Raw genomic sequence first — 15,275 nt, 5'->3', positions numbered from 1 at the left:
GCCGTCCGCGTCCGTCACCGCGCTCACTCCGCCTCCCCCGGAACCGGGTTGGGCACGGCGCCTCCGTAGCGGCGGTCGCGCCGGGCGTAGATCTCGCAGGCCCGCCACAGGTCGCGGCGGTCGAAGTCGGGCCAGAGCGTGTCGAGGAAGACGAACTCGGCGTAGGCGGACTGCCAGAGGAGGAAGTTCGAGGTCCGCTGCTCGCCGGAGGAGCGCACGAACAGGTCGACGTCGGGGACCTCCGGCGCGTACAGCTCCCGCGCGATGGCGTCCTCGCTGATCTTCTCCGGGGAGATCCGCCCGTCGGCCGCCTTGCGGGCGAGCGCGCGCACGGCGTCGGTGATCTCGGCCCGGCCACCGTAGTTCACGCAGAACTGGAGGGTGAGCCGGTCGTTGTCGCGCGTCATCTCCTCGGCCTCCTGGAGCTCCTTGATGACGCTCTTCCAGAGCCGACCGGAGCGACCGGCCCACTTCACGCGGACCCCGCGGGCGTGCAGTTCGTCACGGCGGCGGCGGATGGTGTCGCGGTTGAAGCCCATGAGGAAGCGGACCTCGTCGGGTGAGCGCTTCCAGTTCTCCGTGGAGAAGGCGTAGGCCGACAGGTGGGAGACGCCCAGCTCCAGGGCCCCCTCGATGACGTCGAAGAGGGAGGACTCACCCGCCTTGTGCCCCTCGGTGCGGGGCAGGCCCCGCTCCTTGGCCCAGCGCCCGTTGCCGTCCATGACCACGGCCACGTGCTTGGGTACCAGGTCCGCGGGCAGCTCCGGCGGGCGCGCCCCGCTCGGGTGCGGGACGGGCCGGGTGTACTCCCGCCGGTTTCCGGTGTCGAAGCTGAACAGACTCAAGAACGCTCCACGTGCCGCAGTGATCGGATTCCGTTCTCCAGGTGCCACTGTAGGTAGGCCGCGACCAACCCGCTGCACTCGGAACGGTGCCCTCCCGCGCTGGCGTCCGCGCTCTCCCAGTCGCCCTCGAGCAGCGCCGTCATCAGGCGGAGCGTCTCGACGGAGGGGTGCACGGTGCCGTGGGGACGGCACACCGAGCAGACCATACCGCCTGCGTGGACCGCGAACGCGCGGTGCTCGCCCCGGCTCCCGCAGCGGGCGCACTCGCCCAGCGCCGGGGCGTACCCGGCCACGGCCAGTGACCGGAGCAGATAGGCGTCCAACACCAGCCTGGCGTCGTGCGTTCCCTCACCCAGGGCGCGCAGGGCGCCGATGAGCAGCAGGAACTGGCGCAGGGCCGGGTCCTTCTCCACGGCGACGACCTTCTCGGCGGTCTCCAGCATCGCGGCGGCCGCGGTGTAGCGGGCGTAGTCGTGCACGACCGCCTCACCGTAGGCGCGCACGGTCTCGGCCTGGGTGATCACGTCCAGGGTGCGGCCGGTGTAGAGCTGCACGTCGACGTGGGTACACGGTTCGAGGCGGGCACCGAAGCGTGACTTGGTGCGGCGCACCCCCTTGCCCACGGCGCGCACCAGTCCGGTGCGCCGGGTCAGCAGGGTGACGATCCGGTCGGCCTCGCCCAGTTTCTGGTTGCGCAGGACGACACCCTCGTCGCGGTAGAGACTCACCCTCCCATTGTCACGGATGGCACCGACCGACCGTACGCGCGGGCTCCCCGGGAGGACGGTCACGACCAGCTTTATTACGGTTTGGATTCCCTTTTCGAGACATTTGCTCTACTCTCACGCGCTAAGCGCTCCGCGACGGGCACCCCACGCCCGAGAGTGGCGCCCGGTGTCGGACACGAGGACCCGGGCGGCCCCGAGAGGCGGAGCGGCAGGACCCGGCCACACACGCACAGGTGCGGCCGAGGGGATCCCCCGGTGACCGTCCACAGGACACAACGGCCACCCCCATCCGCACCCGCACGGAAGGTACAGAGCGACATGGCACGAGGCCGCCGAGGCAGGCGCAGAGCGAACGCTCACGAACGGGGATCGGCGCGCGAAGGGCGACGGAACCCGCTTCCGCTGGTGGCGGGTCTGACCGCGGTACCGGTCGGTCTGACACTGGCCGGAGCCCTCCTGGTCACCGACCTGGGCGATCGGCTGGACCCGTCGGGGGCGGCCGACGCCGCCCCGTCCGCCGCCGGGCAGGTCGGGAGCGCCGTCGCGGACGACTCCGCCGTCCCCGACACCGCGACCGACGACGACTTCTTCGAGACCCCGACCGCGGCTCCGGAGGAGGCCGAGCGGAGCGCCTCGGCCGAGACCGCCACCGCCCAGGCCACGGCCCCCGCCGCGGCCGACGGGTCCGACTCCGGGAGCGACACGGACGCGTCGGGCGGCTCGGGAGGCGGTTCCCGGGAGGAGGAGGCCGACAGCGGGAGCGGGGGGTCCGGCTCACCGCAGGCGCCCGTGGGCGGCCCCGTGGTGAACCAGGTCGTCCAGCTGGTCAACACCGAGCGGGCCGACGCCGGATGCGGCCCGCTGCGCGTGGACGACCGCCTGGCCGCCGCCGCGCAGGAGCACAGCGAGGACATGGACGCCCGCGACTACATGGCCCACGAGAGCCCGGAGGGCGAGGGTCCCGGCGACCGGGCCGAGCGCCACGGGTACGACTCGTGGGGCGCGGAGAACGTCGCCAAGGGCCAGACCAGCGCCGAGCAGGTGATGGAGGCCTGGATGAACAGTCCGGGGCACCGCAGGAACATCCTCAACTGCGACCTGGTCGCGATCGGGGTCGGTGAGTCCGGCAACGCCTGGACGCAGCTCTTCGGCTGGGAGTAACGGCCGGACACGCGACGATCGGGCCGCGCCCCCGTGGGGTGCGGCCCGATCGCGTGTGGGCGGGAGAGCGCGGAGACTGGTGGTCCCAAGCCAGAAGGAAGCCGCCGCAGTGCCCGCCCCGGTGCGAGGAGAGCGGAACGGCTACATCCTTATGTGTGGAACGAAGAAGGAAGCCGCTCCGGTGCCTCACCGGGCCGCCAGACTAACGCACCGCCGCGACACGGTTCACGGGGTTTTCTCCGGGCTTTGCGCCGCCTCGCCCACGACGTCCGGAAGCAGGCCGGGCAGCTCCGCCCGGGTGAGCACCTCGACCCCCTCGGGCAGCCCCTCCGGGCGCTCCAGACCGACATAGGCGACCCGCCGTCCGTCGACCTCCTCCGGCACGGGCGGTTCCCGGTACTCGCGCACCTCGGAGCCGGTCTGCGCCATCAGGTCCAGCAGGTCGCCGACGGTGAGGTAGCACCGCTCGACGACGGCGCGCGCCATCAGCCGCGCGGGGGCGCCCGTGGTCTCGACCTCGTTGAACAGCTCCTCCCCCGGCAGGGACAGGTGCGTCCAGCGGGCGCTCCACGTGCCGTCCCCGCCCCGGCTGAACACCAGTGGGACCACGACCCGGGCGGTTGCCTCCAGGTCCGACTTCGTCCGCACGGTGCCCGGTTCGAAGGGCATGCCCCTCTGCTCGACGTCGCGGTCCATGTACCCGAAGTACGCCTCGGGCAGGAAGGCGAACCGGTCGCCGCCGTACACCAGCACCTCGGGCACCACGTGCCGGGCCTCGACCCGGTTCAGGTCCAGGTCGATCATCTCGGTGGCGCCGTCGGGACCGGAAGCCTCGACGATGTCCCCGGAATGGACGGCCCCCACCGACTCCAGGTTGCTCCAGGACACCTGACCGACCGGGGCGAAGTCGTCGTCGAGCAGCATCACCGACAGGTCGAGGTCGGTCTCGTCGATGCCGTCCCTCCAGTGGACGAAGAAGCGGAGGCGGTCGCCCTCCACCGGCGTGACGGTGCCGCGCGGCAGCACCCCCATGCCCCTGGCCGTGCCCTTGCCCGAGCGGGGCACGGCGACGGAGCGGACGGCCGGGTCGACCAGGACCAGGTCGAAGTACCGGAGCCGCTCGGCGATGAGGTCGTCCAGGGCCGTGACCACGGCGGCCGCGTCCTCCTTCGGCAGCGGCGGGCGGTCGTCCGCCTCGGTCCAACCGCGCGCGGTCTGGTTGGCGAACAGGCGTACCACTCCGGGGACGTCCCGGTTGGCGAGCTGCTCGCGGGCCGAGACCAGGACCCGTCCGGCGACCCTCCCGCAGCGCTGGCGGACCACCGGCGCGAGGCGTGCCCCGAACCCGGGACCGCCCGCGACCAGGAGCCGGTCCAGGGTCCGCACGAGCACGCCGGGCTGTCCGGACAGCAGGGCGAGGGCCCGCTCGACGTTCCCGTTCAGGAAGGCGGACTCGACCCTGGCGTTGAACGTGCGCACGCGTCGGTCGCCCCGCGCGACGGCGAACACCTCACGGGCGTGCTTCCACCGGGGGTACTCGTGCGGGTGCAGGCCCTCGCCGAGGCGCTTCCACGCCTCGGTGTGCCGACCGACGTCGGTGAGCTTGTCGGGGTTGTCCCCGATCACACCGTCCAGCGCGGCCAGCAGCGCCCTGCGTTCACGGCGGCGGAAGGAGCGCAGGCGTCCGGGTGCGGACAGCGTGGGGTCGCCCTCGGACAGGGCCTGGGCGAGCCGCAGCACATCCGTGGCGGTGTCGACGTCGGGGGCGCGCCCGGCCCGGACACGGGCGGCGTTGACCAGGGCGCGGTTCTCGCGCACGGGGACGCTCGGCGGCTCCCCCTCGGCGTGCTCCTGCGCGAGCCCGGCCAGGAGGGATCGGTCGGTGTCGCTCAACGGGACCGGGCTGCCCGCCAGCTCCTCGTAGAGTGCCCGGGTCTCCTCCGCCAGCGTGCGGCCCAGGTGCAGGAGGGTGAACCGGTCCTTGGCCGAGGCGACGAAGGCGTCGCGCGAGGCGGCGAGCTCGGCGTAGGTGTGCTGGTAGCGGCCGTAGCTCGGCAGGTCCAGGAGGTTGACCGAGCCGTCGGGCCGCATGACCGGCCCCCCGCGGTCGGGGTCGGTGAGCGCCTCGACCAGGCACCCGGTCCAGAACTCCAGGGTGTCGGGAACGTTGTCGGGGAAGTCGCGGAAGTAGACGTTGTGCCTCACGTGCGCGCCGACCAGCTCGCGGACCGCCCCCAGGACGATACGGGCCGTGCGCGTGACGGCGTCCGGTTCGAGTCCGACCAGGTGCGCGCGCAGTTCGGCGGTGAGTCCGAAGCCGGCCGACAGCAGAGCGGCGTCGAGCTGGCGCGTGGCCGCGGAGCCGTCGCCGGGGTCGCCCCCGGGCACGGGGACGCGGAGGGTTCGCTGGATGATCTCGGTGTGCGCCATGTCCGGAGATGGTGCCACCGGCCCCCGACATCCACCACGGGTTTTCCGGCCAGGGACGGCCGTCGGTCCCGGACACGCGTCCGCCCCGGACACCCACCGTGTGGCGGGTGTCCGGGGCGGACGCCGGTGGGTCAGGCGCGGCCGATGGCGCTGCACACGGCCTTCAGGGAGGCCGTGGTGATGCTGTTGTGGATGCCCACACCCCACACCACGTTCCCGTCGATCTCGGCCTCCACGTAGGCGGCGGCCCGGGCGTCGCCGTCCCCGCCCAGCGAGTGCTCGACGTAGTCCATGACGCGGACCTTGACGTCCACGTCGGTCAGGGCGTCGCAGAACGCCGAGATCGGGCCGTTGCCGGTGCCGGTCAGCTCGCGGATCTCGCCGTTGACGCGGGCGTCGGCCTCGATCCGGTAGGTGCCGTCCTCGGCGGTGGTGGACCGGTGGGCCAGGACCGCGACCGGCCCGGACTCGGCCAGGTAGGTGTCGGAGAAGATCTCCCAGATCCGCTCGCCCGCGAACTCGCCGCCCTCGGCGTCGGTGTGCTCCTGGATGACGCGGGAGAACTCGATCTGCAGGCGGCGCGGCAGGTCCAGGGCGTGGTCGCGCTGCATGATGTAGGACACGCCGCCCTTGCCGGACTGGCTGTTGACCCGGATGACCGCCTCGTAGTTGCGGCCCACGTCCTTGGGGTCGATGGGCAGGTAGGGCACGTCCCACGGGTACTCGTCGACCGGGGTCGAGGCCGCGTCCGCCTCGGCCTCCAGGGCCGCGAAGCCCTTCTTGATCGCGTCCTGGTGGGAGCCGGAGAAGGCGGTGTAGACCAGGTCGCCGCCGTAGGGGTGGCGCGGGGCCACGGGCAGCTGGGTGCAGTGCTCGACCGTGCGGCGGATCTCGTCGATCTCGGAGAAGTCGATCCGGGGGTCCACGCCCTGGCTGAACAGGTTCAGGCCCAGGGTGACCAGGCAGACGTTGCCGGTGCGCTCACCGTGCCCGAACAGGCAGCCCTCGACGCGGTCGGCCCCGGCCATGACGGCCAGCTCGGCGGAGGCGACCCCGGTGCCGCGGTCGTTGTGCGGGTGCACCGACACCACCACGTGCTCGCGGCGGGTCAGGGTGCGGCTCATCCACTCGATCTGGTCGGCGTAGACGTTGGGGGTGGCGCGCTCGACCGTGGCGGGCAGGTTCAGGATGATCTCGCGGCCCGGGCCGGGCTGCCAGACGTCCATGACGGCCTCGCAGACCTCCAGGGCGAAGTCCAGCTCGGTGTCGATGAAGATCTCGGGCGAGTACTCGTAGCCGAAGTACTCGGTCTCGCCCAGGTACTGCTCGGCGAAGCGCATGACGTGCCGGGTGCCCTCGACGGCGATGTCCTTGCACTGGTCGCGGTCGACCTTGAAGACCACGCGGCGGAAGGTCGGGGCGGTGGCGTTGTACAGGTGCACGGTGGAGCGTTTGGCGCCGACCAGACTCTGCACGGTGCGCTCGATCAGGTCCTCGCGGGCCTGGGTCAGGACGGAGATCTGGACGTCGTCGGGGATCAGGTCGTCCTCGATCAGGGACCGGACGAAGTCGAAGTCGGTCTGGCTGGCGGCGGGGAAGCCGACCTCGATCTCCTTGTAGCCCATCTTCACCAGCAGCAGGAACATCTCGCGCTTGCGCGCGGGGTCCATCGGCTCGATCAGCGCCTGGTTGCCGTCGCGCAGGTCGGTGGACAGCCAGCGGGGCGCCTCGGTGATGGTCCTGGACGGCCACGTGCGGTCGGGCAGGTCGACCGGAGCGAAGGGCTGGTAGCGCTGGAAGGGCATGGAGCTGGGCTGCTGCTGCGGCACCATCGGGTGTCTCCTGACAGGGTGTGCTGGCGTGAGGTCAGTGGCCGACCAGGGCAAGCCGAAGTCCCGCGGCGAGGGAGCCGACCGTCTAACGACCCCCGCCGCGGCCACTAAGGAGAAGCAGCTCGCGCAGCATAGTGGTCGTCACGCTAGCAGAGTGTTCCGGAATGCTGGTACTCAGCGTCCACATTCTGGGACACGTGTCGCGTGACCTGGTCCCCTCCGTCACATGGAAACAGCGGTACCGCCCGGGAATGGCGGCGTCGCGGCCGTACCCGTTCACTACGACCGCGACGCCCGTCTGTTCATTCCCCGGAGGGAACGGACCCCCTGGGGGCTCAGGCCTCCGGCAGGGGCTCGAACTCCTTGACCGCGTCGATCGCGGGACCGTGCGGCGTGTTGGCCTCGCGCTCGATCATGATCTCGACCAGCACCGGACGCGAGGTGGCCCTGGCCTCCTTGCGCGCCCACTCCAGGGTGTCCCGGATCTCGTTCGGGTCGGCGACCCGGCGGCCGGAGCAGCCGTAGGCCTCCATGATCTTGACGTTGTCGGTGCCGAACTCGTCGTAGTGGATGTCGACCTGGTAGTTCATCTCGTACGGGAGCGAGGCCTGGCGGATGAGGCCCAGGTACTCGTTGTTGATCATGATGATCACGTACGGGACGTCGTACTGGGCGGCGACGGCCAGTTCCTCGACCATGTACTGGAAGCCGTAGTCGCCGACGATGCCGACGACCTCGGCGTCCGGCTCGGTGTTCTTGAGCGCCTTCTTGACACCGATGGCGGCCGGGATCTCCCAGCCCAGCGGGCCCGCCTGGCCGCAGATCTGGTAGTGGCGCGGCTTGTAGGCCTTCTGGTGCTGGCCGCCCCAGATCTGGTAGAGGCCGATCGCGGTGACGAAGTAGGTGTCGGCGTCGAAGACCTCGTTGATCTCCTTGTAGACGCGCGGCGCCTTGATCGGCACGCTGTCGAAGTCCTCGCGGCGGGTCATGGTCCGCTTGAGTTCGCCGACGCGGTCCACCCACGGCTGGACCTGGGCCTTCTTGCCCCGGGCCCTGGCCGCCTCCAGCAGCGCGGACAGGAACAGCTTGGCGTCGGAGACCACGCCCAGGTCCGGCTCGAAGACCCTGCCGATCTGGGTGGGCTCGATGTCGACGTGGATGAACCTGCGGTCGCCCCGGTAGACGTCGATCTGGCCGGTGTGGCGGTCGCCGAAGCGCGCGCCGACCGCCAGGACCAGGTCCGACTCCAGGAAGGAGGCGTTGCCGTAGCGCTGGGAGGTCTGGACACCGGTCATGCCGGAGTACAGCGGGCTGTCCTCGTCGAAGGAGCCCTTGCCCATGAGCGTGACCTGGACGGGGACGTTCAGGTACTCGGCGAGCTCCTTGAGCTCCTCGGAGGCCTCGGACAGGATCACACCGCCGCCGGCCAGCAGCAGCGGGCGCTCGGCGGCCAGGAGCATGTCCAGGGCGCGCTCGACGCGGGGCTGGTGGGGCTCGACCGCGTTGATCTTCAGCGGTGCGTCGATGGCGGGGTCGTACTCGATGACCTGCTTGGCGACGTCCAGCGGGATGTCGATCAGCACGGGGCCGGGACGGCCCTCCTGGGCGACGCGGAAGGCCTCGCGGAAGATCCAGGGGGCGGTGGCCGCCTCCCTGATCTGCACGGCCCACTTGGTGACGGGCTTGGCGATCTCGACGATGTCGACCGCCTGGAAGCCCTCCTTGTCCAGCAGGGAGGTCATGGCCTGGCCGGTGATGCAGACGATCGGGACGGAGTCCGCCATCGCCGTGTACAGGCCGGTGATCATGTTGGTGCCGGCGGGGCCGGAGGTGCCGATGGCCACACCCACCTTGCCGGTGGTGCGCGACCACCCGTCCGCCATGTGGGTGGCGCCCTCCTCGTGGCGGACGGTCAGGTGCTCGATGCCGCCGACGTCCTCCATCGCCTTGTAGAGGGGCAGGATGGCGGCGCCGGGGCAGCCGAAGGCGGTGTCCACGCCCTCGTCCTTGAGGACCTCGATGACAGCGTTCATCGCGGGCATCTGTACCATTTGAAGTGAACCCTTCAGTGCTAGGGGGGTTGAACGGATTCCGCCGGCGGGACCCAGGGTGCGGCCAACACCCGAGGCCGCCGTCAGCCACGCGGATCACACGTAAGACGTGGGTACGGCAGGCCGGTACCGCCGGCGGAAGCCCTTGTGCCAGGTGGCCGTTACTCGGTGCGGCCGGAGAGCTGCTCGACGATCTTCAGCAGCGCGGAGTGGTCGAGCCCGCCGTGGCCCTGGTGCTTGAGGGCGCCGACGAACTGGGCCACCTGGGCGCCCAGCGGAATCGCCACGCCGGCCTCGCGGGCGGCGGTGGTCACGATCTTCATGTCCTTGTCGTGCAGGGCGATGCGGAAGCCCGGCTGGAACTCGCGCTTGCGCATGGCCTCGCCCTTGCGCGCCATGACGGTGCTGCCCGCGAGCCCGCCCCCGAGGACCTCCAGGCCCGCCTCGGTGTCGACGCCGTGCGCCTCCAGGAAGACGAGGGCCTCGGCCACGAGCTGGATGTTGCCCGCGACGATGAGCTGGTTGGCGGCCTTGACCGTCTGGCCGGCGCCGTTGGGGCCGACCAGGACCGGGGTGGTGCCGAGGACGTCGAAGATCGGCTTGGCCGTGTCGAAGTCCTCCTGCTTGCCGCCGACCATGATGGACAGCTTGGCCTCGATGGCGCCGGCCTCACCGCCGGAGACGGGGGCGTCCAGGACGCGGAAGCCGCGCTCGGCACCGGCCTCGGCGAGGGTGCGGGTGACGTCGGGGCGGATGCTGCTCATGTCGATGACCAGGGCGCCGGCCTTGGCGTTGTCGTAGACGCCGCCCTCACCGGCGAGGACCTCCTCGACGTGCGGGGAGTCCGGGACCATCGTGATGACGACGTCGGCGTCGGCCACGGCCTCGGCGATGCTGCCCGCGCCCTTGCCGCCGCCCGCGACGAGCTTGTCGATGGCGGCCTGGTCGAGGTTGTAGCCGGTGACGCCGTACCCGGCCCTGACCAGGTTGACGGCCATGGGCAGACCCATGATGCCGAGTCCGATGAAGGCGATGGTGCTGTTGGCGGGCATGTCCGCCCCTTTCGTGGTCTGTGGTTGGCGGGTTGTCGGAAGCGTCCTTGGGTGGCGGCCGCCCGCCCCGAGGGCGTACGGGGCGGACGGCCCGCCGGCGGTCACCGTTGGCCGGCGACCGCCCGTCTGGAACGCGCTGGTCAGCGCTTGAGCCAGCCGAAGCTCTCCGCGGAGGGCACGGTCGGCTTGTACTCCAGGCCGACCAGGCCGCGGTAGCCGCGGGCCTCGGCGTCGGTGAGGAGCTCGTCGAGGGGCAGCGACCCGGTGCCGGGCTCGCCGCGACCGGGGGCGTCGGCGATCTGGATGTGGCCGAACTCGGCGGCGTGGTCGCGCACGACCGCGGCCACGTCGTCGCCGTTGACCGCCAGGTGGAAGAAGTCGGCGAGGAGCGCGACGTTGGCGGCCCCGGCCTCCTTCACCTTGGCCACGAACGCGAGGGCGTCGGCGGCCGTCTTGAGCGGGTAGTCCTCGGAGCCGCTGATCGGCTCGACGAGGACGGTCCCGCCGACCTTGGCCACGCCGTTGGCCGCCGCGACCGTGTTCTCCAGGGCCAGGCGGTCCTGCTCGGCCGGGTCGACACCCTCCTGGCGCAGACCGTAGAGGGCGTTGAAGCCGGTGGTGCCGGTCCGCTCGGCGATGTGGGCCACGACCTCGATGTTGGCCGTGAACTCGTCACTGCGCGAGGGCTGGGACAGGACGCCGCGGTCCGGGCCGGGCAGGGCCCCGGCGAAGAAGTTGAGGCCGCTCAGCCGCACCCCGGCGTCGTCGATCGCGGAGACGAAGGCGTCGATCTCGTCCTGCGCGGGCGTCGCGCTCTCGAACGGCCACCAGAACTCCACCGCGTGGAAGCCCGCGTCGCGGGCGGCCTTGGGGCGTTCGTTGATGGGGAGCTCGGTGAACAGCAGCGAGCAGTTCACCGTGTAGCCCAGCGCGTGGCTCATGCCTGGCCTCCGTCACCTTGAATTCCGCATTGCGGAAAGTAGTTTTCACTTGAAGGAATAACCTGAGTGTGCGGCCCCGGCGTGGCCTTGTCAACCACCGGGCACGCACCGGGCCGCCGAGGCCCGCCCCCGGAGGGACGCCGCCCGAGCCCCCTCGACCCCACCCACTCCGCACGCCCCACCGGGAAGTTCTCTCGAACTTCGTACAAGCGCATGAAGTTCGGACTTTTTCGACAATCCCCCCTTGCAAGTGTTGACAAGATCACACGGTGGAGAGTTAGAGTCCCTCCATCCGTCATACGGAAACAACCATCTGCACTACGAAAAACGCCCGGTGGATCTGTAGGAACATCCCGATGACGTGAGCGGGTAGGACCCCTCACCGGAGTGACCGCACCCACCGGACACGGGAGAACAGATGCCCGAGACCAACGCGCGAGAGCCGGACGGGTCCACCGATCCGGGTCTGGCGCGCCTGAACGCCCTGTCGCGGGAGGACCTGCGCGTCGAGCTCGCCCAGTGCCTCGACATCGACCGCTGGGTCGACGCCGTGGCCGGGCAGGCGCCCTACGCCGACCGGAGCGCCCTCACCGACCTCGCCGACAAGCACGCGCGCGAGATCACCGGGGACGAGGTCGCCTCCGCGCTGGCCCGCCACCCGCGCATCGGGGAGAAGGCCCGGGGGAAGGGGACCGAGGCCCGGTGGTCGCGCGGAGAGCAGTCCGCGTTCGCCGCCGACAGCGACGACGCCTCGCTGCGCGTGCAGCGGATCTTCGAGTTCGCCCAGGGGGAGTACGAGGGCCGGTTCGGCCAGATCTACCTGGTCTGCGCCAGCGGCCGGTCCAGCCGTGAACTCCTGGCCGACCTCGTCGGGCGCCTGGACAACGACCCGACCACCGAACTGCGCGTGGTCGCGGAGGAACTCCGCAGGATCTCCGGACTCCGCCTAGCCAAACTCCTGGACGCCGCATGAGCCACGTGACCACGCACATCCTCGACGCGTCGCTGGGCCGCCCCGCCAGGGACGTCCCGGTCCGCCTGGAGGCCGCCGCCGACGCGGAACGCACCTCCTGGAAACCGGTCGCCGAGGGCCGCACCAACGACGACGGCCGGGTGCCCGACCTGGGCCCCGAGCAGCTTCCCGCCGGGTACTACCGCGTCGTCTTCGACACCGCGGCCTACTTCGCGGCCACCGGCCAGAAGGGCTTCTACCCCGAGGTCACCATCGTCTTCGACCTCGCGGACGAGGACGCGCACTACCACGTTCCGCTCCTGCTGAGCCCGTTCGCCTACTCGACCTACCGGGGCTCCTAGCCCGGCTCCGGCCACACCCCGCCAGGAAGGGGGCACGGTACGCCCGAGATCCAGCAGCCCTAGACACACGACCCTCTTCGAGTGCGTGATAGGTCCTTCCGCATGTCCACAGCGGTCCTCCCTCGTGCGCACGGCGCGGGCGCCCGGCGCCCGACGCGAAACGACGACTTCATGTACACACATGAGATGGAGTACGCCCTGATGGGTATCCGACTCGGAGACAACCAGTACGGCAAGGCCGAGGTCCGCCTCGTCCACGTCAACCGCGACACCGCGGTCCACCAGATCAAGGACGTCAACGTCACCTCGCAGCTGCGCGGCGACCTGGAGACCGTCCACACCGTCGGCGACAACAGCACGTGCCTGCCGACCGACACCCAGAAGAACACCGTCTACGCCAAGGCCAAGGAGTGGGGCGGCGTCGGCGCGATCGAGGACTTCGCGCTCAGGCTCGCGCGCCACTTCGTCGACGAGCACGAGTACGTGCACGGCGCCCGCCAGGAGGTCCAGGAGTACTCCTGGAACCGCATCGCCACCTCGCACGGCCCGCACGACCACGCCTTCGCCCGCAGCGGCGCCGAGACCCGCACCACCGTGGTCAACAAGGACGGCGACAGGGAGTGGGTGGTGTCCGGCTTCGAGGGCCTGACCGTCCTCAAGTCCACCGGGTCCGAGTTCCACGGGTTCCCGAGGACGAAGTACACCACCCTCAAGGAGACCGACGACCGGATCCTCGCCACGGACGTCACCGCCCGCTGGCGCTACGTCGGTACCGACCTGGAGTTCGACAAGCTCTACTCCTCCATCCGCGCCATCTGCCTGGAGGCGTTCGCCGAGACGCACAGCCTCGCCCTCCAGCAGACCCTGTACGAGATGGGCAGGGCCGTCCTGGAGGCGCACCCGGAGGTCGCCGAGATCAGGTTCTCCATGCCGAACAACCACCACTTCCTGGTGGACCTGTCGCCGTTCGGCCTGGACAACCCGAACGAGGTCTTCTTCGCCGCCGACCGGCCCTACGGCAAGATCGAGGCCGCGGTCGAGCGCGACGACGCTCCCGACGCCGGCGACGCCTGGAAGGCCGTCCCCGGCTTCGTGTAGGGAGCCCGAGCCCCGGGGCCCGTTCTCCTAGCCGGCCGGGCCCCGGTCCCCGCCCCGCACCGCGGGGAGCAGTGCCCGAGGCATCGACGCCTCGCTAGCCGCGTACGACAGCGGCTGCCACACCGGCCGTCGGCGTATCCGGAGACGGATCGCCGCACCGGTGGACACCACCGGGCCCGCGCCCGAGAAACCGGCCACCTCCCGCCGGTGGCCAACAATCGCAAAGGCTGGAAACTGGCCATGTCGAACAGTCCGTCCGCGAAGGACTCGGCCACAACGAATGCCTCATCCCCCCTCCGCCCGGAGGACGAGAAGCTGCCGCTGCGGTTGCTGCTCGTCTACGGGTTGCAGCACATCTTCACCATGTACGCCGGTGCGGTGGCACCGGCCCTGGTCATCGGCGCCGCCGCTGGACTCGCGAACGAGCCCGCCGCCATGGGCATCCTCGTCAGCGGAGCACTCCTGGCAGCCGGGATCGCCACCCTCCTCCAGACCGTCGGCCACAGGAGCGTCGGCGCGCAGATGCCGATCGTGGTCGCCAGCTCGTTCGTCCCGGTCAGCGCCATCACGGCGCTCGCGGCCGGGGAGGGCGGGGAGAACCTGCCCGTGGCCTTCGGCGCCTCCATGGCCGCCGGCGCCTTCGCCCTGGTCATGACGCCGTTCTTCGGCCAGTTGATCCGCTTCTTCCCACCGATCGTCACCGGGACGATCATCACCGTCATCGGGATCAGCCTGATGCCCGTCGCCGCGCGCTGGATCATGGACGGCGGGAGCCACGCCGTGGAGGGCGGCGCCGCCGTGCCCGCCGCGCCCCTCGCCAACCTCGCGCTCGCCGGGGTCACCCTGGCGATCATCCTCGTCTGCTCCCGCGTGCTCCCGGGCATCTGGGGACGCCTGTCCGTGCTCCTGGGCCTGGTCCTGGGCACGCTGGTGGCGGTGCCCTTCGGCATGGCCGACTTCAGCCGGGTCGGCGAGGCCGACATCGTCTTCAACCCGGCGTCGGTCTTCTACTTCGGGGCCCCCCGCTTCGAGCTCGCCGCCGTCCTGACCATGTGCGTCATCATGCTGGTGGTCCTGACCGAGGGCGCCTCGCACATCATCGCGGTCGGTGAGATCACCGGTTCGAAGGTGGACGCCAAGCGCATCTCCGCCGGTCTGCGCGCCGACGTCAGCGGTTCGATCATCGGCCCGATCTTCAGTGCGACGCCCACGAGCTCCTTCGCCCAGAACATCGGCCTGCTGGCGCTGACCGGCATCCGCAGCCGGTTCGTCGTCGCCACCGGCGGCGTCATCCTGCTGGCGCTGGGCCTGTTCCCGATCCTGGGCGGTGTGATGGCCGCGCTGCCCGCCCCGGTGCTGGGCGGTGCCGGGCTCGTGCTCTTCGGCAGCGTGGCGGCCAGCGGCGTCAAGACCCTCGGCAAGGTCGACTTCACCAACAACCTCAACCTGGTGCTGGTCGCGACGTCCATGGGTGTGGCGGTCATCCCGCTCGCGTACCCGACCTTCTACTCCTTCCTGCCCGAGTCCGTGGAGATGATCGCCCACTCCGGCATCATCGGCGCGGCCGTGGTGGCGGTGCTGCTGAACATCTGCTTCAACGTGATCGGGCGCGGTCCTGACGGTGCCGTTCCGGCCGGGATCGACCCCGCCGAGATCGGCAGCGCCGGTCCGGGCGAGGCCAAGTACACCGACCAGGCCGGTGCGGCCTACCGGGGTGAGGGCCCGGAGGCCGTCGACGACACCAAGGGGTGAGCGTCCCTGACACGGCGCGGCGGCGCCCGGTTCGACCGGGCGCCGCCGCGCCGTGCCGTCACCCGTCGTCC

The 15,275-nt window shown here is 70.9% G+C and carries 12 protein-coding genes; 5 read left to right on the top strand and 7 right to left on the bottom strand.

All coding sequences use genetic code 11. The features are described 5' to 3' along the window. Positions 1-23: 23 nt before the first annotated feature. Together ACTVAJ_RS19645 and recO are read right to left on the bottom strand one after the other, a co-directional pair. Positions 24-845 carry an isoprenyl transferase gene (locus ACTVAJ_RS19645; RefSeq protein ID WP_470389660.1) on the bottom strand — a complete coding sequence of 274 codons (822 nt, stop codon included), beginning with the start codon at positions 843-845 and terminating at the stop codon, positions 24-26. Beyond that, positions 842-1,573 carry a DNA repair protein RecO gene (recO, locus tag ACTVAJ_RS19640; protein ID WP_470389659.1) on the bottom strand — a complete coding sequence of 244 codons (732 nt, stop codon included), beginning with the start codon at positions 1,571-1,573 and terminating at the stop codon, positions 842-844. Before recO ends, ACTVAJ_RS19645 begins: the two co-directional genes overlap by 4 nt. Positions 1,574-1,978: 405 nt before the next feature. Here recO and ACTVAJ_RS19635 point away from each other — a divergent pair, with 405 nt between their 5' ends. Beyond that, the gene (locus ACTVAJ_RS19635; protein ID WP_470389658.1) at positions 1,979-2,734 is read left to right on the top strand and encodes a CAP domain-containing protein; all 756 of its coding nucleotides are present in this window, start codon (positions 1,979-1,981) and stop codon (positions 2,732-2,734) included. Positions 2,735-2,959: 225 nt separating this feature from the next. Here the strand turns inward: ACTVAJ_RS19635 and ACTVAJ_RS19630 are convergent, their stop codons facing one another. The 5 genes from ACTVAJ_RS19630 to ACTVAJ_RS19610 form a co-directional block, all read right to left on the bottom strand. Then, positions 2,960-5,164, bottom strand: coding sequence for a TerD family protein (locus ACTVAJ_RS19630; RefSeq protein WP_470389657.1), 2,205 nt, complete (start codon positions 5,162-5,164; stop codon positions 2,960-2,962). Between the two features lie 131 nt (positions 5,165-5,295). Further along, positions 5,296-6,996 (bottom strand): 2-isopropylmalate synthase, encoded by a 1,701-nt coding sequence (gene leuA, locus ACTVAJ_RS19625; RefSeq protein WP_470389656.1) that lies wholly within the window; start codon positions 6,994-6,996, stop codon positions 5,296-5,298. Between the two features lie 335 nt (positions 6,997-7,331). Continuing rightward, entirely contained in the window at positions 7,332-9,047 is a 1,716-nt protein-coding gene (gene gcl, locus ACTVAJ_RS19620) for a glyoxylate carboligase (RefSeq protein WP_470389655.1), read from the bottom strand. Positions 9,048-9,208: 161 nt separating this feature from the next. Next, on the bottom strand, positions 9,209-10,099 hold the full coding sequence (locus tag ACTVAJ_RS19615; protein WP_470389654.1) for a 2-hydroxy-3-oxopropionate reductase: 891 nt from the start codon (positions 10,097-10,099) through the stop codon (positions 9,209-9,211). 140 nt (positions 10,100-10,239) lie between these two features. Next, complete coding sequence (locus tag ACTVAJ_RS19610) at positions 10,240-11,040, bottom strand: hydroxypyruvate isomerase family protein (RefSeq protein ID WP_470389653.1); 801 nt, start codon at positions 11,038-11,040, stop codon at positions 10,240-10,242. 418 nt (positions 11,041-11,458) lie between these two features. Here ACTVAJ_RS19610 and ACTVAJ_RS19605 point away from each other — a divergent pair, with 418 nt between their 5' ends. The 4 genes from ACTVAJ_RS19605 to ACTVAJ_RS19590 all read left to right on the top strand — a co-directional run bounded on the left by ACTVAJ_RS19605 (position 11,459) and on the right by ACTVAJ_RS19590 (position 15,204). Further along, complete coding sequence (locus tag ACTVAJ_RS19605; RefSeq protein WP_470389652.1) at positions 11,459-12,013, top strand: 2-oxo-4-hydroxy-4-carboxy-5-ureidoimidazoline decarboxylase; 555 nt, start codon at positions 11,459-11,461, stop codon at positions 12,011-12,013. Beyond that, on the top strand, positions 12,010-12,354 hold the full coding sequence (gene uraH / locus ACTVAJ_RS19600) for a hydroxyisourate hydrolase (RefSeq protein WP_470389651.1): 345 nt from the start codon (positions 12,010-12,012) through the stop codon (positions 12,352-12,354). The genes ACTVAJ_RS19605 and uraH overlap by 4 nt, the downstream gene beginning before the upstream one ends. A 201-nt stretch (positions 12,355-12,555) precedes the next feature. Next, on the top strand, positions 12,556-13,452 hold the full coding sequence (pucL, locus tag ACTVAJ_RS19595; RefSeq protein ID WP_470389787.1) for a factor-independent urate hydroxylase: 897 nt from the start codon (positions 12,556-12,558) through the stop codon (positions 13,450-13,452). 240 nt (positions 13,453-13,692) lie between these two features. Further along, positions 13,693-15,204 carry a nucleobase:cation symporter-2 family protein gene (locus ACTVAJ_RS19590; protein ID WP_470389650.1) on the top strand — a complete coding sequence of 504 codons (1,512 nt, stop codon included), beginning with the start codon at positions 13,693-13,695 and terminating at the stop codon, positions 15,202-15,204. The last annotated feature ends 71 nt before the right edge of the window (positions 15,205-15,275 follow it).

The organism is Nocardiopsis sp. KDC1DS13DA1, assembly GCF_055632325.1.
The sequence above is the reverse complement of the archived record's forward strand: the minus strand, read 5'-3'. Positions and strand labels throughout refer to the sequence as shown.